This is a genomic window from Bacillus inaquosorum KCTC 13429 (assembly GCF_000332645.1).
GTDB lineage: Bacteria > Bacillota > Bacilli > Bacillales > Bacillaceae > Bacillus > Bacillus inaquosorum.
The window spans coordinates 444,253-466,259 of record NZ_AMXN01000001.1 but is presented as its reverse complement, the minus strand read 5'-3'; the positions used below and the strand labels follow the sequence as shown (position 1 = coordinate 466,259).

Sequence of the window (22,007 nt, the reverse complement as noted above, 5' to 3'; positions counted from 1 at the left end):
TCAGGAGGATAATTTATGCTGTATACAAAAATCAGTCACATGAAGCCGGCTGAAAGAGTGGAGGCACTGACAACATCTCTGGTCAGTCTCAGCAGTGTGAACGGCACTGTCGGAGAAGGGACAAAAGCAGATTTCATCAAAGAAGTAATCATGAGCTATCCTTATTTTCAGGAAAACCCTAGTCATGTGTGGGAACAGGCCATTCCGAACGACCCATACAATCGCAAAAATATTTTTGCGTTTATTGAAGGACATGGAGAAAGCCGAAATACTGTCATTTACCATGCCCATCTGGATACAGTCGGAATTGAAGATTTCGGCCCTTTAAAGGATATCGCTTTTGATTGTGAAAAATTGGCCGCGTACTTCAGCCGTTATGAGTTCGACCAAGACGTTCAGCGGGATGCCAAATCGGGCGAGTGGATGTTCGGAAGAGGATCTGTCGATATGCAAAGCGGCATCGCCGTTCATTTAGCCAATCTCCTGCATTTTTCAGAGAACCTCGATACATTGCCGGGAAATCTATTGTTTATGGCAAATCCGGATGAGGAGAGTCAGCATTCCGGCGTTCTCGCCAGCATTTCAGAGCTGAACCGGCTCAAAAAAGAAAAACAGCTTCACTATCTGGCTGCTATTAATACAGATTTTATTACGCCGCTTTACGATGGTGATGAGACAAGATATATCTACACCGGAGCCGCGGGAAAACTGCTGCCTTGCTTTTACATCTACGGGCGGGAAGTCCATGTTGGCGATACGCTGGCAGGGATTGATCCAAATTTGATTTCATCTGAAATCACAAGCCGTCTTCATAATAACATTCATCTGGCAGAAAAGATCGAAGGCGAGTTGGTTCTGCCCCCATCCTGTTTGTATCAGCGTGATAACAAAGAAGCCTATAATGTGCAAACGGCTGTCAGCAGCTGCTTGTATTTTAATTATTTTATTTATGAAAGAACAGCAAAGGAAATTATGGACCTGCTTATTGAAGTCGCTGAGGAAGCGTGCCGGGACACAGAACAAAAATTATCAGATTATTACGAAGAATATGTAAAAAGAACCGATCTTCCGAAGAAACATTTATCATGGGACATTCAAGTGTACAGTCTGGAGCAATACTTAGAAAAGCTGAGAAGACGCGGCGTAGATCCTGAGCAGTGTATCGAGCAAACATTCAAAGCCAATGAGCAACTTGAACTTCGTATAAGATGCTTTAAGGCAATCGAAGAGCTTCAAAAGCTTGATCCCGATCAAGGCGCAAAAGTCATTCTATTTTACGCACCTCCCTACCTGCCGCATAACTATTTAAAAGAAGATAGCGCAAGAGATCAGCTTTTGCAGCATGTGATTAAAGAAGCGGCTGACAAAACCGCTGAATCGACAGGCGAAACATTTGTCTTCAAAAAGTTTTTCCCCTACTTGGCAGACGGCAGTTTCTTATCGCTGCACGAAACCGATGGCGAAATTGATTCCTTTATCAGAAACTTCCCTGGGTGGAATATGATTGGAACCATTCCGTTCAAGGATATACGCAAGCTGAATATTCCATCCATCAACATGGGCGTATACGGAAAAGATGGTCATAAATGGACAGAACGAGTCTATAAACCGTACACATTTCACGTATTGCCCCACCTCATACAGCAGACCACTGTTCACCTTTTGCAAAGCTACCGGATGACCATCACGACACAAGAACTGAAGGGGGAAGGATGATGCAGAATCATAAAAATGAATTGCAGCGCAGCATGAAAAGCAGGCATTTGTTTATGATTGCCTTGGGAGGGGTGATTGGAACCGGGCTGTTTTTAGGCTCCGGTTTTACCATCAGCCAGGCGGGACCGCTCGGCGCCATTGCCGCATATATCATCGGCGGATTTTTAATGTATCTTGTCATGCTCTGTTTAGGAGAACTGGCTGTTGCCATGCCGGTGGCCGGATCGTTTCAGGCCTACGCTACTAAATTTCTGGGACCGTCGACAGGCTTTATGATCGGCTGGCTGTATTGGTTCAGCTGGGCGAATACAGTAGGCTTGGAGCTGACGTCAGCGGGCATTTTGATGCAAAGGTGGCTGCCCTCCGTTCCGATCTGGATATGGTGTCTCGTGTTTGGCATCGTCATCTTTTTGATTAATGCGCTGTCTGTCAGAAGCTTTGCCGAAATGGAATTTTGGTTTTCAAGCATCAAAGTGGCAGCGATCGTATTATTTATCGTGATCGGCGGCGCTGCTGTGTTTGGTTTGATTGACTTTAAAGGCGGACAGGAAACGCCATTTTTGTCTAACTTTATGACTGATAGGGGCCTTTTCCCTAATGGGGTGCTGGCCGTTATGTTTACGCTGGTTATGGTGAATTTCTCCTTTCAGGGGACTGAGCTTGTCGGCATTGCGGCAGGGGAAAGTGAATATCCGGAAAAAACACTGCCAAAGTCCATTCGAAATGTCATTTGGCGTACGCTGTTTTTCTTTGTGCTTGCTATGTTCGTCTTGGTTGCCATTCTTCCGTACAAAACGGCGGGGGTCATTGAAAGCCCGTTTGTAGCGGTGCTCGATCAAATCGGCATCCCATTTGCGGCTGATATCATGAACTTTGTCATCTTAACGGCGATTTTATCTGTTGCCAATTCGGGTTTGTATGCGGCGTCGCGCATGATGTGGTCACTTTCATCAAATCAAATGGGCCCGTCTTTCCTCACCAGACTGACAAAAAAAGGCGTGCCGATGAATGCCTTGCTGATTACACTCGGCATTTCCGGCTGTTCACTGCTGACAAGTGTCATGGCTGCAGAAACGGTATATTTATGGTGTATCTCAATCTCAGGCATGGTGACAGTTGTCGCGTGGATGTCCATTTGTGCTTCGCAATTTTTCTTTCGCAGACGTTTCCTCGCTGAAGGCGGAAACGTGAATGACCTGGAGTTCAGAACGCCTTTATATCCGCTAGTCCCGATTCTCGGATTTGGTTTATACGCATGCGTATTGATCAGCCTTATTTTCATTCCGGATCAAAGAATCGGCTTGTACTGCGGCGTGCCGATCATTATTTTCTGCTATGCGTACTATCATCTAAGCCTCAAAAAACGTATAAATCATGAACCGACAGAAAAAGAGCAGGCAGAGGCGCAATAGAAAAAGCTCTCCGGAAACCGGAGAGCTTTTTTACGCGTTAAAATCCTCTTTATTTTTAAAATGAAATATAAAAATCTATATTGAGATTTAAATGAAAATAATAAAAATTGTAAAGGTTTCGTTCGGATTGTAAATTGCGAAAAAACAATGCTAAACTATAATTCAACTTTATGATAAGAAGATTATGGAAGAGGTGTTTGAGGGAGAATGAACAGCAAACAAAACAATGACATCGAAACAAAACATCATTTTCCGCTATTTTTAGCACTGGCTTTAACGATGGGGGTATTTGCGGCCGGGTCTGAAGAGCTTGTGATCTCACCGCTGCTGCCGGATTTAGCAAAAGCCTTCAACTCAGATGTCAGTGTCCTTGCGTTATCTATCAGTATTTACGGCGTAATGATATTTATCGGTGCGCCGCTCCTGGTTCCTTTAGGCGATAAATATTCCAGAGAACTTAGTTTACTGGCCGGACTTATGATCTTTATTATAGGAACAGTGATATGCGCTTTAGCTCAAAATATCTTTTTCTTCTTTTTAGGCCGGGCACTTTCGGGATTGGCTGCGGGAGCGTTCGTGCCGACCGCTTACGCAGTTGTCGGGGATCGTGTTCCTTATACATACAGGGGCAAGGTGATGGGACTGATCGTTTCAAGCTGGTCGCTGGCATTGATTTTCGGTGTGCCGCTCGGATCATTTATCGGCGGCGTCCTGCATTGGAGATGGACATTTTGGATTTTCGCCTTGATGGGCGTTTTAGTTGTTTTGCTGATCTTGCTTGAAATGCGCCGCCACGCCGAACATAAAAACAACGGCAAGGAAGAAAAAGAAGAACCGGCTGGAACATTCCGGGATGCGCTGAAAGTCCCGCGTGTACCTGTTTATATCACGATAACCTTTTGTAATATGATTGGTTTTTACGGTATGTATTCATTTTTAGGCTCCTATCTTCAGGACGTTTTTACCGGAGGAAACACAGCAGCGGGCTTATTTATCATGATTTACGGTATCGGGTTTTCCATGAGTGTCATTACAGGAAAGATGGCCGACCGCATCGGAAAAATGCGCTCCCTTTTGATTGCGCTGGGGGTCATCAGCGTGCTTCTGGCATGTTTAGCATATGCGCCAGCTTCAATGATTCTGTTAATCGTCAGCCTATTTATTTGGGGATTAATGCAAAGCTTGACGGTGACGCTGCTCAGCACCATTTTGAGTGACTGCTCAGAGCGTCATCGCGGGAAGATTATGGCGTTTTACAGTCTCGCCTCGAATCTGGCTGTGACATTAGGCTCTGCTTTGATGGGACCTGTATATGTGGGATACGGGTATGCAGCTGTCGGATTGATTTGCGCCGCCATCACAGTGCTCGGATTTGTGCTCAGTGTATTCGCATATAAAAAGTACGGCAAGCATGAGCAGAAAGCGGATCATTCTTTATCCCAATAAACAAAGTTTCTAAATTCCTATAATAAAAAACCCTTTCTTAAGGGTTTTTTTGTTTGTATGGGGATAATTATCAATATTTTCAAAAAATGTTGACAGTTCATTTGTCGCTGGATAAAATTTACTTAAAATTTTAAAAGATTGGTTGGTGCTCATGATTATATTGGATAATAGCATTCAGACAAAAAACAGAACTGATTCAATATCCAAACTGATTACAGTCAACACGCTCGGCCCTGAGGGGACAAGCAGTGAGTACGCAGCAAAGCATTTCATCTCCAATTTTACTCTTCAACAGGGGCTGAACAGTAAATTGTCCTTGCATGATACATTTGAATCATGCATCGAAAGGACGCTTCAAAGCCCGCTGGAATATACCATCGTCCCACACGCTTACGACGGCATTAAGCATTTCTACATGAGGCCGGATTTGCAGCTTTTGCAGATCTTCAGGTGTGATACACCAATGTACGGCCTGGCTGTTCGTCCTGATTTTGAATTCAGCGACGATATGCTTGATACATCTGTTATTGTTTCACATCCATCACCTATAAATTTAATAAAATATTTTACCCGCAAAGAAGTACGTTTCAAACTGGTCAATTCGACCAGTCAAGCTGCAAGAAAAGTAAAAGAAGGCCTGTATGACATTGCCTTAACCAATGAGCTTGCACGGCAAAAGTACGGGCTTGCATTTGTGAAAACATTTAAAAGCATTCCTATGAGCTGGTCATTATTCGGAAAAGGAGACGTTAATGATGAAAACTAAAGAAGATATGCAGGAGCTTTATTTCCCGACACCGAAATTAATAGAATGGGAAAATGGAGTGAGACAGTATTCAACCGTGCGCGGCGACACCGAGGTGTTAATGTCTTACGTTCCGCCGCATACCAACGTTGAACCCCATCAGCATAAGGAAGTCCAGATCGGCATGGTTGTTTCTGGTGAGCTGATGATGACTGTCGGAGATGTGACAAGAAAAATGACGGCCTTGGAATCTGCCTACATTGCGCCGCCGTATGTGCCTCATGGGGCAAGAAACGACACAGACCAAGAAGTCATTGCCATTGATATCAAACGGCTGAAAGCTGATGAAACATATACAAGTCCTGAAGACTATTTTTTGAATATTTTCAAAACGAGAGACCTATTGCCTGGCATGGAAGTCACGTTCTTTGTTGAGGATTGGGTGGAAATCATGCTGGCCAAAATCCCTGGAAATGGCGGAGAAATGCCTTTCCATAAACATCGAAATGAGCAAATCGGCATCTGCATCGGCGGCGGTTATGACATGACGGTCGAAGGCTGCACAGTCGAGATGGAATTCGGCACAGCCTATTTCTGTGAGCCTCGGGAAGATCACGGCGCCATCAACCGTTCAGAAAAAGAATCAAAATCGATTAATATCTTCTTCCCGCCGCGCTACAACAGAGCAAAAGCAAAAAAAATAAAGGCGGATGAGTAATCATGAACCTCACTGATAAAACCGTCCTCATAACAGGAGGCGCATCAGGAATTGGTTATGCGGCGGTTCGGGCTTTTTTGAGCCAGCAGGCAAATGTGGTTGTGGCGGATATTGACGAGGCTCAGGGAGAAGCAATGGTCCGGAAAGAAAATAGTGACAGGCTGCACTTTGTGCAAACAGATATCACAGACGAAGCTGCCTGTCAGCACGCTGTTCAATCGGCGGTCGATACATTTGGAAGGCTGGATGTATTGATTAATAATGCGGGCATCGAAATCGTGGCTCCCATTCACGAGATGGAGCTCAGCGATTGGAACAAGGTGCTCCAAGTCAATTTGACCGGCATGTTTTTAATGAGCAAGCACGCACTCAAGCATATGCTCGCTGCCGGCAAGGGCAACATCATTAATACGTGCTCAGTCGGCGGGCTCGTGGCATGGCCTGATATTCCTGCCTATAACGCCAGCAAAGGAGGCGTTTTGCAGCTGACGAGGTCGATGGCCGTTGATTATGCGAAACATCAAATTCGCGTCAACTGCGTATGCCCGGGGATTATCGACACACCGCTAAATGAAAAATCATTCCTTGAAAATAATGAAGGCACACTTGAAGAGATCAAAAAAGAAAAGGCAAAGGTAAATCCGCTGCTGAGGCTTGGGAAACCCGAAGAAATCGCCAACGTGATGCTGTTTTTAGCCTCGGATTTATCAAGCTATATGACCGGAAGCGCCATCACCGCAGACGGAGGATACACCGCACAATAGAGAAGGAGTGTTTTACATATGGAGAGAAAAACAGTATTGGTCATCGCTGATCTTGGAGGCTGCCCGCCGCACATGTTTTATAAAAGCGCTGCTGAAAAATATAACCTGGTCAGCTTTATTCCAAGACCTTTTGCAATTACAGCCTCTCATGCAGCACTGATTGAAAAATACTCGGTCGCGGTCATAAAGGATAAAGACTATTTTCAGAGCTTAGCTGATTTTGAGCATCCCGATTCCATTTATTGGGCGCATGAGGATCATGACAAGCCTGAAGAAGAGGTCGTCGAGCAAATCGTTAAGGTTGCCGAAATGTTTGGGGCGGATGCCATCACAACAAACAATGAGTTATTCATTGCCCCGATGGCGAAAGCCTGCGAACGTCTGGGCCTGAGGGGTGCCGGAGTGCAGGCCGCCGAAAATGCCAGAGATAAAAATAAAATGAGAGACGCTTTTAATAAGGCCGGAGTCAAATCGATCAAAAACAAACGCGTCACAACGCTAGAGGATTTCCGTGCTGCACTTGAAGAGATTGGCACACCTCTTATCTTAAAGCCTACATATTTAGCGAGTTCAATCGGCGTAACGCTGATTACGGACACTGAGACGGCAGAAGATGAATTTAACAGAGTCAATGACTACCTGAAATCAATTAACGTGCCAAAGGCGGTCACGTTTGAAGCACCGTTTATTGCTGAAGAATTTTTACAGGGTGAGTATGGAGACTGGTATCAAACAGAAGGGTACTCCGACTATATCAGCATAGAAGGCATCATGGCAGACGGTGAGTATTTCCCAATCGCCATTCATGACAAAACGCCGCAAATCGGATTTACAGAAACATCACACATTACGCCGTCCATTCTGGATGAAGAGGCGAAAAAGAAAATTGTCGAAGCCGCCAAAAAGGCAAATGAAGGGCTTGGACTGGAAAATTGCGCAACACATACAGAGATCAAGCTAATGAAAAACAGAGAACCGGGTTTAATAGAGTCGGCAGCGAGATTCGCAGGCTGGAATATGATTCCTAATATTAAAAAGGTCTTCGGCGTTGATATGGCGCAATTATTATTAGATGTTCTCTGCTTCGGAAAAGACGCCGATCTGCCGGATGGATTATTAGATCAAGAGCCTTGCTATGTCGCCGACTGCCATTTGTACCCTCAGCATTTTAAACAAAATGGCCAGATTCCGGAAACTGCTGAGAACTTGGTGATCGAAGCGATCGATATTCCGGACGGGCTTTTGAAGGGTGATACCGAAATCGTTTCTTTTTCGGCAGCAGCACCAGGGACATCAGTTGATTTGACACTGTTTGAAGCCTTCAATTCCATTGCTGCATTTGAACTAAAAGGCAGCAATTCACAGGATGTGGCTGAATCCATCAGACAAATTCAGCTGCATGCGAAGCTGACGGCAAAGTATGTGCTGCCAGTATGAAACAGCTGAAGCCAAACTCTAAATATTTGCTTTACGGGCAGGCGCTATCGTTTATGGGAGACTATTGTGTTCTCCCTGCCCTGCTCATTTTGTCTACATATTATCATGATTATTGGGTGACATCGGGGGTCATCGTGGTCAGAAGCATTCCGATGGTATTTCAGCCATTTTTGGGGGTTCTGGTCGATCGGTTAGATAGAGTTAAAATCATGCTGTGGACGGATATCATCAGGGGCCTTATCTTTTTGGGGCTCACATTTCTTCCAAAAGGCGAGTACCCGCTGATTTTTCTCGCCCTGCTGTTTATCTCTTATGGAAGCGGTGTGTTTTTTAATCCTGCCCGTCTTGCGGTCATGTCCTCATTGGAATCAGATATTAAAAACATCAACACGTTATTCGCAAAAGCGACGACCATCTCGATTATCGTCGGTGCGGCTGCCGGAGGGCTTTTTCTGTTAGGCGGATCTGTAGAGCTGGCTGTTGCTTTTAATGGTGTGACATATTTGATTTCGGCCATTTTTATCAGCCGCATCAAGCTGCAATTTGTGCCGATTCAATCTGAAAACATAAAAGAGGCCTTTCAGTCTTTTAAGGAAGGACTCAAGGAAATCAAAACCAATGCATTCGTATTAAACGCCATGTTTACGATGATTACGATGGCTATGCTGTGGGGAATTGTGTACAGCTATTTTCCAATCGTCAGCCGCTTTCTGGGTGACGGGGAAATCGGTAACTTTATACTCACGTTCTGCATCGGCTTCGGCGGCTTCATCGGAGCGGCGCTTGTCAGCAAATGGGGCTTTAACAACAATAGAGGCCTGACGTATTTTACCGTTTTATCGATTGTCTCGCTGGCACTGTTTTTATTCACGCCGATTTTCGCTGTCTCGGTCATCGCCGCTATCCTCTTTTTTATCGCGATGGAATACGGGGAAGTGCTTGCAAAGGTGAAGGTTCAGGAGAACGCGGCAAACCAGATTCAAGGGCGCATTTTTTCGGTGGCGGAAGCGTCAATCGGATTATGCATTTCTGTTGGTTCGATGTTAATCAACGTTTTAAACGCTCCGGTCATTATGGGGCTGATTGTTGTGATGGTAAGCGGATTGTTTCTGCATACGAAGCTCGTCAACAAATCGTTTTTGGAACGGGATAACAAAACGGAGCAAAAAGGAGTCTTTTAGATGGAAATAACACCGTCCGACGTCATCAAGACACTTCCAAGGCAAGAGTTTTCTCTCGTTTTTCAAAAGGTGAAGGAATTGGAAAAAACGGGGGCGCATATCATTAATCTCGGACAGGGAAACCCTGACCTTCCCACTCCGCCGCATATTGTGGAGGCCTTGCGGGAGGCGTCTCTGAATCCATCGTTTCACGGATACGGCCCATTCAGAGGCTATCCTTTTTTGAAGGAAGCAATCGCTGATTTCTACAAAAGAGAATATGGAGTGTCAATCAATCCTGAAACGGAAGTTGCACTCTTCGGCGGCGGGAAAGCCGGCTTGTATGTGCTGACACAATGCCTGCTCAATCCGGGAGACATCGCTTTGGTCCCGAATCCGGGCTACCCTGAATATTTGTCAGGAATTACGATGGCGCGAGCTGAACTGCACGAAATGCCGCTGTATGAAAAAAATGGCTATCTGCCGGATTTTGAAAAGATTGATCCTGCCGTGCTGGATAAAGCGAAGCTTATGTTTTTAAACTATCCGAATAACCCGACGGGAGCTGTGGCCGATGCGGCTTTTTATGCAAATGCGGCTGCTTTTGCGAAAAAGCACAACATCCATTTGATCCATGATTTTGCGTACGGCGCGTTTGAATTCGATAAAAAACCGGCCAGCTTTCTTGAGGCAGAGGATGCCAAAGCTGTCGGGGCAGAGCTTTATTCATTTTCAAAAACATTTAATATGGCAGGCTGGAGAATGGCGTTTGCGGTCGGGAATGAAAAGATCATTCAGGCCGTCAATGAGTTTCAGGATCATGTATTTGTCGGCATGTTCGGCGGACTGCAGCACGCGGCGAGTGCGGCGCTTTCAGGAGATCCGGAGCAAATGGAATCCTTGAAACGAATCTACGAGGAACGAATTGATTTTTTTACGGAGCTGTGTGAAAAGGAATTGGGCTGGCAGATGGAAAAGCCAAAAGGAACGTTTTACGTATGGGCTGAAATTCCGAAAACGTTTGAAACATCTCACCAATTCTCCGATTATTTGCTGGAGCATGCCCACGTCGTTGTCACACCGGGTGAAATATTCGGAAGCAACGGAAAAAGGCATGTCAGAATATCAATGGTGTCGAAGCAGGAGGATCTGCGGGAATTTGTCATGCGGATTCAAAAGCTGAACCTGCCGTTTGCATCATTACAAGAAGTATCCCGCTAAAAGCGGGATTTTTTTATATGCTTTTCATGCTGCCGCCGTCAGCGGAAATTTGCTGTCCTGTGATATAGGAGGCTTCCTCGGAGGCGAGAAACGCGGCGAGCGCTGCGGTTTCTTCGGCTGATCCGACCCGTTTCATCGGAATCCCGGAAGCAATCTGTTCCTCTGCTTCCTGTTTGGATAGGCTGTTCTTCTTCATCACATTTTCTACAAATTGATGGTAACGGTCTGTAGCGATAAAACCAGGATTCAGGCAGTTAACAGTAATATTGTGAGGAGCAAGCTGGATGGAAATATTTTTACTGGCGTTAATTAAAGCGGCATTCATCATACTGTTTGTAAACATATTGGCGCCGGGTTCTTTCCACAGATTTCCGACTATGTTGATGATTCTGCCAAACTCGTTTTGTTTCATCAGTGAGGCAGCACGCTTGATAGCGTCAATGTAGGCAACGGTCTTTTGTGTGAACGTGGCCGTCATATCCTCTATATTGCAGTTATCAAATGTGTCAGGCGCGCCGCCCGGAATATTATTAATCAGAACATCAAGGCGTCCGCATTGAGACTCGATTTCATGAAAAATGCCGGCTCTCGTATGCTGGTCAGACATATCACCCGCAAGGACAATGACGCTCGCTTCAGGATGCTTGGCCAAAATGTCTTTTTTGACAGGCTCAATATTGTCCAAGTTTCGTGAATTAATGACGAGAGAAAAATGCTGGTCTGCTAATTTCAGAGCGATTGCTTTTCCGATCCCTTGACTGGCTCCCATAATAAATGCGGTTCGTTTTGACAAATAACTGCACCCCTTTGCAAAAATTGGATTATTATCTACATCGTAAGAAAAAACGAAGAAAATAGCAAATTTTATTTAAATTCTGATAAAGAAGAATCGAAAAACTCCCGCCGGCAGGGCGGGAGGAGATATTATACATATAGGAATTGAGGAAGTGTATCAAGCGAAAGGCGGTTGCCGACAAAGAATGAACCGAATTCGCCGTAGCGAGCGCTGACTTCGTCAAAACGCATTTCATACACAAGCTTTTTGAATTGAAGCACATCATCACTGAATAATGTAACGCCCCACTCGTAATCGTCAAAGCCGACGGAGCCGGTGATGATCTGTTTGACTTTGCCAGCATAGCTGCGGCCGATTAAGCCGTGGCTTCTCATCAAGTTTCTGCGTTCTTCCATTGAAAGCATGTACCAGTTGTCATTGCCGGATCTTCTTTTATCCATTGGATAGAAGCATACATATTTAGATTCCGGCAGTTCAGGGTAAAGGCGCGCACGTACATGCGGGTTTTCGTAAGGGTCGCCGTCGCCGCTTGCCAAGTAGTTGCTCAGTTCAACCACTGATACGTAGGAGTAAGCCGGAATGGTGAACTCAGCAAGTCTTGATTTGTTGAATTCGAGCTCAATTTCATTTAATTCTTCCATTGTAGGACGAAGAATCATTAGCATAAAATCAGCTTTTTGGCCGACGATGCTGTAAAGAGTCTGTGATCCTTTTCCTTCTTTTTGGGCCACGCCCCATTTTTCAAGCAATCCTGTGAATTCATGTATGATAGATTGGCGCTCATCGCTGGACAGCAGCTTCCAGGAAGTCCAGTCCATTGTGCGGAAATCATGTAACGCATACCAGCCGTCAAGCGTTTTCGCCGCTTCATTCGTCATTTGCTGTTCACTCATTTATATTCACTCCTATTATCTTTTCATGATTGCCTTCACTATACCATAGTTTATCCGATTCTACTGTAGAGAAACCTTGAACATCCCTTTCGTATAACTCCATAAAAATAAGAGAAGCTATAAGGAAAAGAATGAGTCACTTAAATTAGTTAGAAAAATAAGATTTTTTTATGAAAGCGCTATAATGAAAGTTGGCTGTTTGAATTTGATTGGAAGAAGAGTATGCTAGTAAAAGAAAGCGTTTTTGTAACTTTTTGAGGAGGTTTTAGTTGTGGCAGATTTATTTTCAACAGTGCAAGAAAAAGTAGCTGGAAAAGACGTTAAAATTGTATTTCCTGAAGGCTTAGACGAACGTATTTTAGAAGCGGTCAGTAAGCTTGCAGGAAACAAAGTGCTGAATCCGATTGTGATCGGCAATGAAAATGAGATCCAAGCAAAAGCAAAAGAATTGAACCTTACGCTGGACGGCGTTAAGATTTATGATCCTCATACATATGAAGGCATGGAAGACCTTGTACAAGCATTCGTAGAACGCCGTAAAGGCAAAGCGACAGAAGAACAGGCTCGTAAAGCGTTATTAGACGAGAACTACTTCGGTACAATGCTGGTGTACAAAGGCCTTGCAGACGGACTTGTAAGCGGAGCGGCTCATTCAACAGCCGACACTGTACGCCCGGCTCTTCAAATCATCAAAACAAAAGAAGGCGTGAAAAAGACTTCCGGCGTCTTCATCATGGCTCGCGGAGAAGAGCAATACGTATTCGCGGACTGCGCGATCAACATTGCGCCTGACAGCCAAGATCTTGCAGAGATTGCGATCGAAAGTGCCAATACGGCAAAAATGTTCGACATTGAGCCTCGCGTGGCAATGCTCAGCTTCTCTACAAAAGGCTCAGCAAAATCTGACGAAACAGAAAAAGTAGCGGATGCTGTAAAAATCGCGAAAGAAAAAGCGCCTGAACTGACACTTGACGGCGAATTCCAATTCGATGCTGCATTTGTTCCATCTGTAGCTGAGAAAAAAGCGCCAGATTCCGAGATCAAAGGGGACGCTAACGTATTCGTATTCCCAAGCCTTGAAGCAGGAAACATCGGCTATAAAATCGCTCAGCGTTTGGGCAACTTTGAAGCAGTAGGACCAATCCTGCAAGGTTTAAATATGCCTGTAAACGACCTTTCAAGAGGATGTAACGCTGAAGATGTTTACAATCTCGCATTAATTACAGCGGCGCAAGCACTGTAATAAAAATGAAGACGATGGCAGCTCTCTTCCTGAGGGCTGCCTTTTTTGCGCCCGTATAGCCTTCTTTACCAAGACAGATGATATGAGTACAATAAAGAAAACTGATTATGATTATATATTTTATTAATGACAGGGGTGGGGTTTTTGTATTACGACGTGCTGAAAACGTTTATAGCGGTAGTAGAAGAAAAAAACTTCACAAAAGCAGCGGAAAAGCTGATGATCTCCCAGCCCAGCGTCAGTCTGCATATCAAAAATCTTGAGAAAGAATTTCAAACGGCTCTCCTGAATCGGTCGCCAAAACACTTTACAACAACGCCGACAGGAGACATTTTGTATCAAAGAGCAAAGCAAATGGTATTTCTCTATGAGCAAGCCAAGGCTGAAATCTATGCGCACCATCACTATGTGAAAGGCGAATTGAAAATAGCTGCCAGCTTTACGATCGGAGAGTATATTCTTCCGCCGCTTCTGGCCCAGCTGCAAAAGCTGTATCCAGAGCTGAACCTCGATGTCATGATCGGCAATACAGAGGAGGTCAGCGAGCGTGTGCGGATGCTTCAGGCTGATATTGGGCTGATTGAAGGACATACAAACGAGAATGAACTGGAAATTGAACCGTTCATGGAGGATGAAATGTGTATCGCCGCGCCGAATCAGCACCCGCTGGCCGGGCGGAGAGATATTTCGATTAGCGATTTGCAAAACGAAGCGTGGGTGACAAGAGAGAAAGGCTCCGGGACGAGAGAATATCTCGATCATGTGCTCAGCTCAAACGGATTGCGGCCGAAGTCGATGTTCACCATCAGCAGCAATCAAGGTGTAAAAGAAGCGGTGATCAGCGGCATGGGGCTATCTGTTCTATCCAGAAGCGTGCTGCATAAGGATTTGATCCACCGTGAAATTTCAATTCTCCATATTAAGGATTTCTCATTAAAGCGCAAGCTGTCTTACATTCATTCTCCTCTCATGGAGAATACGAAAAATAAAGAAATTTTTATTACGATGCTGAAAAGCAATTATCAATCACAGCGGCTGAAATGATATAATAGTTTTCGTTCATAAGCCTAACATGAAAGGGTTTTACATAGATGGCAAACCAACCGATTGATTTACTGATGCAGCCGACATGGAGAGTCATTGACCAATCCAGTCTCGGCCCTTTATTTGATGCGAAGCAATCCTTCGCAATGGACGATACGCTGTGCATGTCCGTCGGAAAAGGCGTGTCGCCGGCGACAGCGCGCTCATGGGTGCACCACAATACGATTGTCCTTGGGATTCAGGATACGCGCCTCCCGTTTTTGCAGGACGGCATCTCCTTGTTGGAGAACGAAGGATACCGCGTCATTGTACGCAATTCCGGCGGTCTGGCCGTCGTTTTGGATGAAGGCGTTTTAAATATCTCTCTCATATTCGAGGACGAAAAGAAAGGCATCGATATAGACAAAGGGTATGAAGCGATGGTTGAGCTGATGAGACGGATGCTAAAGCCGTACAACGCAAAGATCGAAGCCTATGAAATTGAAGGGTCATATTGTCCCGGCAGCTATGACCTCAGCATAAATGGCAAAAAATTCGCCGGCATCTCACAAAGACGCGTTCGCGGCGGAGTCGCTGTTCAAATCTATCTCTGCGCGGATAAAAGCGGCAGTGAAAGGGCCGATTTGATCAGACGATTCTACCAAGCGGCGCTGAAGGACAAACGAAACGATAAAAAAGGCGTCTATCCCGAGATACGTCCGGAAACAATGGCGTCCTTAAGCGAGCTTCTGCAAACAGACATCTCCGTACAAGACTTAATGTTCGCTTTACTGACGGAATTAAAAGCGTTAAGCACCCATCTTTACTCAGCAGGACTGTCCATGGATGAGGAAATGGAATTTGAGAAAAATCTCGTCCGGATGGCTGAGCGGAATGCTAAGGTATTTGGGTGAACGTTCTTCGCATGCCAGCCGTATCCGGCTGGCATGCGTTTTTTATTTTAAGCGGCATTTATCCCCAACAATCTTATTTTCAGATAAATCCTTCTTACATGCAGATAACTATGGCAAAAAGAAAAACGATAAAATGACATCAGAAGCATCCATATACAAAGGGGAGAAGCAGATGAAAGGGAATTTTCACAGCCTGTTTGTGCTGATCGCGGCTTTTTTCTGGGGAACTACGGGAACTGTTCAGGCGATGGCTCCAGAAAGCTCCACACCGCTGGCATTCGGAGCGTTCAGATTATTAATAGGAGGAAGCGCCATGCTGCTTGCGGTTTGGATCAGCAGGGAGCTTCATGTGAAAAATTGGTCATGGCCGCTCGTGTTATCAGCAGCAGTTTGTATGGCGTGTTACCAGCCGCTGTTTTTCACAGCCGTTAAAGAAACCGGAATCGCTGTGGGGACTGTGATTGCGATCGGCAGTGCACCTATCATTGCCGGGAGCATGGAGTGGGCCGTATTGAAAAAACGCCCGCGAAACTCTTGGTGGGTCGCGACTGTACTGGCTTTAGCGGGTTGCTGGCTCCTGTTTTCCGACAGTTCCAATGTTCGGGTTGATGCTGCTGGTGTTCTAATGGCGCTTGGAGCGGGTGCTTCTTTTGCGGGCTATACGCTAATCAGTAAATCGATGATGAAAACCCAGCCTCCGCGAGCGACTTCCGCCGTTGTCTTTATGATCAGCGCCATCTTGCTGACGCCGCTTTTATGGCAGTCAGATATCTCGTGGATATTGACCCCGGGAGGACTGGGAACGAGCCTTTACATCGGGTTAATTGCAACATGTGCCGCTTACTTTTTGTTTGTGAAAGGGCTTACCGGGGTTCCGGCCTCGGCGGCGGTCACGCTGTCTTTAGCTGAACCGCTGACGGCCTCATTGCTGGGCGTGTTATTCATAGGGGAAATGCTTTCACTTTCCTCGTGGCTCGGCATTGCACTTATGATGCTGGGGCTTCTGGTCATTTCCGCTGCGCCTCGTAATCAAAAAACGGCTGAGACAGCTCACATGTCTTAATAGATCACTAAGCTTGGCCTCATTTTACAAGAATAGCGGGGCTCGCAGCAAAATGATAAAATCCTCTTTTCCCAATGGAAAAGGGGATTTTGCACATGGCGAAAATCCCAAAACAGCAGCTCGTTTTGGGATTTTTCTAAGTTATTCTGCTAATTTTTCTAAATTGCCGTTCCGATCCATTTTGAAGGACGGAGAGGCATGTTCATCTTCTTCAAATAAAACTAGCTTTCTGGCTCTATTCATAATTTTTACCAAGGTTTCATAATCTTCTTGGATCGTTTTTTGGTCTTTTTCAAGCTTTTGAACTTCTGCCTCAAGCTGTTCCGTTTTGCTTTGCAATTCCTGATTTTCTTTCTTTAAACGTTCATTTTCCATTTTTAATGCCGATGATTGCTCGTTATTGCCTTCGTAATTCTGCAGGAAGCGGATCACATCATTCATTGTCATCTCAGGCGCAGCTGCAGGCGTTTGAGGAGACAATAAGTGTGATAGACTAGCTAACTCTTCCTTAAAGCTTTCATCCACAAAAGGCATGTGTTCGCCTGACATTAAAGGCTGCTGCTCATTTTCGGCTGATGGTGCGTCCGTTTTGGCCGGCTCCTCTGCAGCGGTTTCTTGAATGATTCCAGGATCAACCGCAGGAGGCTGATATAATAGTCTTTTTTTCGCTGGCTGCCCGTTTCCGAGCGCTCTCATCCGCTGTTTTCGCTGTTTTTTCGCAAGCTGTAGCGCTTTTTCATATTGATGGCGGACTACCGCGTTCCATCTGAATCCGCAGGCTGCGGATGTCCGGTTCAATTTATCACCGACTTCTTCAAAGGCGTTCAGCTGGGTGCTGCCCTCCCTCACATGCCGAAGCACTGTTTCGGCTAAAAGCAGATCATTTTCTTCTGACCAAGCGTCTTGTCGCTGTTTTGTCATTTATCTCAACTCCCATTTTTCTTTTCATGGTATTAGAATGTCCAGTATGGAAAACATTTATACAAGTTGGCTGAAAGAATAGGAGATACGAAGGATGGAGCGGCTTGCAGGAACAGTCGAATCCTTGTAAAATGAAGAGTGATGTGATTTTTTTGAAAAGCGATTTTAGGTTATTCACATAGATGAACATAGAAATGAAGGGAAGCGTACGTCATGGCTAATGAATTTCGAGTGTGTGATGATTGCCAAGCCACTAATATCAAAACATTGCTGCCGCGTTTAAAAGAAGTGGACCCGGACGCAAAGGTTGAGGTAGGATGCCAATCTTATTGCGGGCCCGGACGGAAAAAATCATTTGCTTTTGTGAACAATCGTCCGCTGTCAGCTCCGACAGAGGATGAGCTGATTGACAAAGTAAAAAAGAAAATAAAAAAGTAAAAACATATTTTCAATAGCCTCGGCCCTCAGGTCAGGCTTTTTTGCTTCATATCATGTGTTTTTCGTAAAGGTGGAACAAATCGCCGGGCAAATTCAAGGATGTTTTCAAAGAATAGAGTCGATATAATAGAAACACGGCTAAAAAAAAGAGGGAATGACGATGGCGTATCCAAATGGAAAATTATCAGAAGAAAAAGTGTTTAAAGATCCGGTGCACCGCTATGTTCATGTACGGGACAAGCTGATATGGGATTTGATCGGAACCCGCGAATTTCAGCGTCTCCGCAGAATTAAGCAGCTCGGCACGACGTATTTGACGTTCCATGGCGCTGAGCACAGCCGTTTCAACCATTCTCTCGGTGTCTATGAAATTGTCAGGAGAATGGTTGATGACGTCTTTAAAGGCCGCCATGAATGGGATGACAGTGAGCGCGAACTCTGTTTGGCCGCGGCGCTGCTTCATGATCTCGGGCACGGGCCGTTCTCGCATTCATTTGAAAAAGTCTTTCACCTTGACCACGAAGATTTTACAAGAGATATCATTTTGGGGGACACAGAGGTCAATCAGGTGCTCAGAAAGGTGAGCCCGCGTTTCCCGCAGGATGTTGCTGAAGTCATTGCCAAAACATATAAAAACAAGCAAGTGGTCAGCCTAATTTCGAGTCAGATTGACGCAGACCGCATGGATTACCTGCAGCGCGACGCATATTATACGGGCGTCAGCTACGGCCATTTTGATATGGAGCGGATCCTTCGGGTGATGCGCCCGCGCGAGGATCAGATCGTCATTAAAGAAAGCGGGATGCACGCTGTCGAAGACTACATCATGAGCCGCTACCAAATGTACTGGCAGGTGTATTTCCATCCTGTGACAAGAAGCGCAGAGGTTATTTTAACGAAGATTCTTCACAGGGCGAAGCAGCTGCACGATGAAGGCTATGTGTTCACTCACGCTCCGGTTCATTTCTATTCTATTTTTGAAGGGAAATTGACGCTGGAGGATTATTTGAAGCTGGATGAATCTATTATTTTGTATTACTTCCAGGCCTGGGAGGATGAAGAAGATGCGATTTTATCCGATTTGTGCCGCAGATTCATTAACCGCCAGCTGTTCCAATACGTTGAATTCAATCCGAACGAAGAAATGTCGGCATATTTTGAGCTGACTTCATTGTTCAAAGAGGCGGGAATCGATCCGAGCTATTATTTGGTCGTCGATTCTTCTTCAGATCTGCCATACGATTTTTACCGTCCGGGAGAGGAAGAGGAGCGTCTGCCGATCCATCTCTTGACGCAAAACGGCCAAATTAAAGAGCTGTCCAGACAGTCGGCTATTGTGGAATCCATTTCCGGAAAACGGCGGACGGACCACAAGCTGTACTATCCGAAGGACCTGATTTGTGACGGCTCTGAACATCCGGAAGCGAAAATGAAAATCCGGCAGCTGCTGGGACTGACATAGAAATTGGAAAGAAGGAAAAAGGAGATGTCGGGAATTTGTTGAAAGAACATGCAAAACTGATGAAGGTGTTCTCGGATTCTGGAGAAATCATCGGGCGGAAGAAGCTGCAGAAAATGATTTATATCGCTAAAAAAATGCAGTTTCCTTTCTATGAGAAATATGATTTTCACTTTTACGGACCGTATTCAGAGGAACTGACGCTCCAGATTGAAGAGCTGTGCAACCTTGGATTTCTGCATGAGGTGAAGGAAAAAAAGGGCGGCTACTTTCAATACCGTTATTCACTGACTGAGACAGGCTCCGCGTTTTTAGACCATGCTGATCTGGATATGCCGGATATTAAAGGCTATATCGACAGTGTAAACAGCCGTTCATCACGGTTTTTAGAGCTGGTTTCCACGATCCTTTACTTTGACGGGCTTGAGGCTGAGGAAAAGAAAGAAAAAGTCTTTACAATCAAAAGCAAGCAAAAATATACAAATGAAGAATATGACGAAGCGCTTCAATACATAGAGGAACTGAAGCAGATTTGTTAACCATACCAAGCAAAAGAAATGAACCGTTTCTTTTGCTTTTTTTGTTGACAAAAGTTGCTAAGGGATCTATTGTGGATATTAGTTATCCATAATGAATCGGGAGTGAAGTATGATGAAAATGAAATCAGGGATGGAGCAGGCGGTTTCTGTGCTGCTGTTATTGTCCAGGTTGCCCGTACAGTCTTCTTTAACGTCAGAGGCAATCAGCCAGCGTTTGCGTGTGTCTCCGTCTTATTTGAAGAAGCTGATGAGAACATTGGTTCAGGCCGGTTTGGCAGAATCCATACCGGGGACGAAGGGCGGTTTTACCCTTACGAAGCCTTTGACGGACATTACGCTCTATGATGTTTATCAAGCGGTTGAAGGCAGAGGTTCGATGTATCAGGGGAAAGGCCTGCTGCAATCCGTATTCGAGGGTGAAAGTAACTGTGTGCTGGAGACAGTCATGGGGGAAATCGAGGATAAATGGGCCAATCTCATGAGAGAAGAATCCTTGCAGCATGTCATGGACAGAGTCGGGGAATTGTATGATCTTGAAAAAATAGATGATTGGGTAAACCAGCAATTGAAAGGGCAATTGCAATGAAAAATAGCGGGCCGTTACAAAAATCAGAATCATCAGGAATATCCGTGCTGATCGTGCTCGCTCTCGGTTTTCTCATGGCTACTCTTGATGTAACCGTTGTGAATGTGGCAATGGCAGATATGAAAAACGCTCTTTCGATGTCACTTTCAGGTGTGACATGGGTTGTGGACGGGTACATCCTTACGTTTGCTTCACTTCTGCTGGCGGGCGGAGCCTTGGCTGACCGTTTCGGCTCGAAGGCGATATATATACTGGGCTTGGCCATTTTTGTCCTGGCCTCCTGCCTTTGTGCGGTATCGATTAATGGCCAGATGCTGATTGCCGGACGCCTCATACAGGGAATTGGCGCGGCTTTGTTTATGCCGAGCTCACTCAGCCTTTTGGCGGCCTCTTACCCTGATGAGCGGGTGCGGGCGAAAATGTTTGGGTTGTGGGCTGCCTTTGTGTCCGCCGCTTCTGGCCTTGGGCCCTTTATCGGCGGTGTGCTGGTACAAGCAGCAGGCTGGCAGAGTATTTTTCTGATCAACGTGCCTTTAGGGGCGGCTGCGCTCATTTCAGCTTACCGAATACTCGACCGCGTGCCGGGAAAAAGCAGGCACGTGAATATCACAGGGCACCTGCTTGGAGTGGCGGCTCTCGGGTTTCTCTCCTTTGCATTGATACAGGGGCCTTCAGCGGGCTGGCGTTCGCCCGTAATTCTCGGTGCATTCGCGGCGGCGCTTTTGGCATTTGTGCTGTTTTTGCTGCGGGAAATCTCTGCGAAAACATCGATTCTGCCGGTGTCCTTATATAAAAACGGCCGTTTCTCAGCTGCTCAGTTTGTCGGTTTTCTGCTCAATTTTGCCCTTTTCGGCGGCATGTTTATGCTGAGTCTTTTTTTGCAGGAAGCAAGAGGCGCAAGCTCCTTTATGGCCGGAGTTGAGCTGCTGCCGATGATGGCCGTCTTCGTGATCGGCAACCTGCTGTTTGCCCGTCTGGCGAATCGGTTCGAAGCAGGGCAGCTTATGTTTGTGTCAATGACGGTCAGCTGTATCATTGCATTGCTGTTATTTGTGCTGATTTCACCGGATTTTCCTTATTGGCAGCTGGCTGTTTTGATGTCTGTCATGAACCTTGGCACCGGCATTACAGTTCCTGCCATGACAACTGTAATCATGCAGGCTGCCGGGCAAAAGCATGCGAATATCGCCGGCGCGGCTTTAAATGGAAACCGGCAAATCGGAGCCTTGGTCGGCGTAGCGGTATCCGGGGTGATCATTCATCTGTCCGCCACTTGGTATGCCGGTGCCGGGTTTACGTTTTTGATGATGGGAGCGGCGTACAGCCTCGCCGCATTGCTTGTATGGCTGTTTCTGGCTGCCCATAACGGGACTGCCGCGTCAGAAAAAAATGTAAATCACTGATTGCGCTTTGTGGGAATATATAGTAAGATATAAAAAATTATTGAAACAACAGGCACTGATAAGGACACGAGATGCTTTTTACGGTTTCCAGAGAGGGAAGGACAGCTGAG

General features: G+C 45.7%; 21 protein-coding genes and 1 other annotated feature (1 of these 22 running past the window's edge). Of the genes, 18 read left to right on the top strand and 3 right to left on the bottom strand.

The genetic code is table 11. The features are described from left to right. Positions 1 to 15: 15 nt before the first annotated feature. The 9 genes from BSI_RS18420 (at position 16) to bacF (ending at position 10,619) form a co-directional block, all read left to right on the top strand. A complete protein-coding gene (locus BSI_RS18420) occupies positions 16 to 1,716 on the top strand; it encodes a M20 family metallopeptidase (RefSeq protein ID WP_003235954.1) in 1,701 nt (566 codons plus the stop codon). Continuing rightward, positions 1,716 to 3,128, top strand: coding sequence for an amino acid permease (locus BSI_RS18425; protein WP_032731694.1), 1,413 nt, complete (start codon positions 1,716 to 1,718; stop codon positions 3,126 to 3,128). The genes BSI_RS18420 and BSI_RS18425 overlap by 1 nt, the downstream gene beginning before the upstream one ends. Positions 3,129 to 3,335: 207 nt before the next feature. After that, entirely contained in the window at positions 3,336 to 4,574 is a 1,239-nt protein-coding gene (locus BSI_RS18430; protein WP_003235951.1) for an MFS transporter, read from the top strand. A gap of 151 nt (positions 4,575 to 4,725) precedes the next feature. Beyond that, on the top strand, positions 4,726 to 5,340 hold the full coding sequence (gene bacA, locus BSI_RS18435; protein ID WP_003235950.1) for a prephenate decarboxylase: 615 nt from the start codon (positions 4,726 to 4,728) through the stop codon (positions 5,338 to 5,340). Beyond that, entirely contained in the window at positions 5,330 to 6,037 is a 708-nt protein-coding gene (gene bacB, locus BSI_RS18440; RefSeq protein WP_003235948.1) for a 3-((4R)-4-hydroxycyclohexa-1,5-dien-1-yl)-2-oxopropanoate isomerase, read from the top strand. The genes bacA and bacB overlap by 11 nt, the downstream gene beginning before the upstream one ends. A 2-nt stretch (positions 6,038 to 6,039) precedes the next feature. Then, a complete protein-coding gene (gene bacC / locus BSI_RS18445) occupies positions 6,040 to 6,801 on the top strand; it encodes a dihydroanticapsin 7-dehydrogenase (RefSeq protein ID WP_003235947.1) in 762 nt (253 codons plus the stop codon). Positions 6,802 to 6,819: 18 nt separating this feature from the next. Next, positions 6,820 to 8,238 (top strand): alanine--anticapsin ligase, encoded by a 1,419-nt coding sequence (gene bacD, locus BSI_RS18450; RefSeq protein ID WP_003235946.1) that lies wholly within the window; start codon positions 6,820 to 6,822, stop codon positions 8,236 to 8,238. Further along, complete coding sequence (gene bacE, locus BSI_RS18455; protein WP_003235945.1) at positions 8,235 to 9,419, top strand: bacilysin exporter BacE; 1,185 nt, start codon at positions 8,235 to 8,237, stop codon at positions 9,417 to 9,419. Before bacD ends, bacE begins: the two co-directional genes overlap by 4 nt. After that, positions 9,420 to 10,619 (top strand): transaminase BacF, encoded by a 1,200-nt coding sequence (gene bacF, locus BSI_RS18460; protein ID WP_003235944.1) that lies wholly within the window; start codon positions 9,420 to 9,422, stop codon positions 10,617 to 10,619. Positions 10,620 to 10,632: 13 nt separating this feature from the next. Here the strand turns inward: bacF and bacG are convergent, their stop codons facing one another. Both bacG and hemQ read right to left on the bottom strand, forming a co-directional pair. Beyond that, on the bottom strand, positions 10,633 to 11,412 hold the full coding sequence (bacG, locus tag BSI_RS18465) for an NADPH-dependent reductase BacG (protein ID WP_003235943.1): 780 nt from the start codon (positions 11,410 to 11,412) through the stop codon (positions 10,633 to 10,635). 131 nt (positions 11,413 to 11,543) lie between these two features. Next, complete coding sequence (gene hemQ, locus BSI_RS18470; protein ID WP_003235942.1) at positions 11,544 to 12,308, bottom strand: hydrogen peroxide-dependent heme synthase; 765 nt, start codon at positions 12,306 to 12,308, stop codon at positions 11,544 to 11,546. A gap of 271 nt (positions 12,309 to 12,579) precedes the next feature. Here hemQ and pta point away from each other — a divergent pair, with 271 nt between their 5' ends. From pta to BSI_RS18490, 4 genes are all read left to right on the top strand, one after another. Continuing rightward, positions 12,580 to 13,551: a phosphate acetyltransferase gene (gene pta / locus BSI_RS18475; protein ID WP_003235941.1), complete on the top strand. Its 972-nt coding sequence runs from the start codon at positions 12,580 to 12,582 to the stop codon at positions 13,549 to 13,551. Between the two features lie 144 nt (positions 13,552 to 13,695). Continuing rightward, entirely contained in the window at positions 13,696 to 14,595 is a 900-nt protein-coding gene (gene cysL, locus BSI_RS18480; RefSeq protein ID WP_003222059.1) for a cysJI operon transcriptional regulator CysL, read from the top strand. Positions 14,596 to 14,642: 47 nt separating this feature from the next. Continuing rightward, the gene (gene lipL / locus BSI_RS18485) at positions 14,643 to 15,488 is read left to right on the top strand and encodes an octanoyl-[GcvH]:protein N-octanoyltransferase (RefSeq protein ID WP_003235940.1); all 846 of its coding nucleotides are present in this window, start codon (positions 14,643 to 14,645) and stop codon (positions 15,486 to 15,488) included. A 172-nt stretch (positions 15,489 to 15,660) separates the two neighbouring features. Continuing rightward, positions 15,661 to 16,551 (top strand): carboxylate/amino acid/amine transporter, encoded by an 891-nt coding sequence (locus tag BSI_RS18490; RefSeq protein WP_003235938.1) that lies wholly within the window; start codon positions 15,661 to 15,663, stop codon positions 16,549 to 16,551. Positions 16,552 to 16,692: 141 nt separating this feature from the next. Here the strand turns inward: BSI_RS18490 and rsfA are convergent, their stop codons facing one another. Beyond that, positions 16,693 to 17,472: a prespore-specific transcription regulator RsfA gene (gene rsfA, locus BSI_RS18495; protein ID WP_003235937.1), complete on the bottom strand. Its 780-nt coding sequence runs from the start codon at positions 17,470 to 17,472 to the stop codon at positions 16,693 to 16,695. A gap of 213 nt (positions 17,473 to 17,685) precedes the next feature. On the opposite strand from rsfA, the gene BSI_RS18500 reads away from it, so the two are divergent. The 5 genes from BSI_RS18500 (at position 17,686) to BSI_RS18520 (ending at position 21,897) form a co-directional block, all read left to right on the top strand. Next, positions 17,686 to 17,910, top strand: coding sequence for a YuzB family protein (locus BSI_RS18500; RefSeq protein WP_003222050.1), 225 nt, complete (start codon positions 17,686 to 17,688; stop codon positions 17,908 to 17,910). Positions 17,911 to 18,070: 160 nt separating this feature from the next. Beyond that, positions 18,071 to 19,372, top strand: a complete 1,302-nt coding sequence (locus BSI_RS18505; protein ID WP_003235936.1) for an HD domain-containing protein — start codon at positions 18,071 to 18,073, stop codon at positions 19,370 to 19,372. Between the two features lie 35 nt (positions 19,373 to 19,407). After that, the gene (locus tag BSI_RS18510; protein WP_003222046.1) at positions 19,408 to 19,908 is read left to right on the top strand and encodes a YwgA family protein; all 501 of its coding nucleotides are present in this window, start codon (positions 19,408 to 19,410) and stop codon (positions 19,906 to 19,908) included. Positions 19,909 to 20,020: 112 nt separating this feature from the next. Then, positions 20,021 to 20,494, top strand: a complete 474-nt coding sequence (locus BSI_RS18515) for an Rrf2 family transcriptional regulator (protein ID WP_032731692.1) — start codon at positions 20,021 to 20,023, stop codon at positions 20,492 to 20,494. Continuing rightward, positions 20,491 to 21,897: an MFS transporter gene (locus BSI_RS18520; RefSeq protein ID WP_003235930.1), complete on the top strand. Its 1,407-nt coding sequence runs from the start codon at positions 20,491 to 20,493 to the stop codon at positions 21,895 to 21,897. The genes BSI_RS18515 and BSI_RS18520 overlap by 4 nt, the downstream gene beginning before the upstream one ends. Before the next feature lie 46 nt (positions 21,898 to 21,943). Further along, positions 21,944 to 22,007 (top strand) — a binding site (T-box leader); it runs 164 nt beyond the window's last position.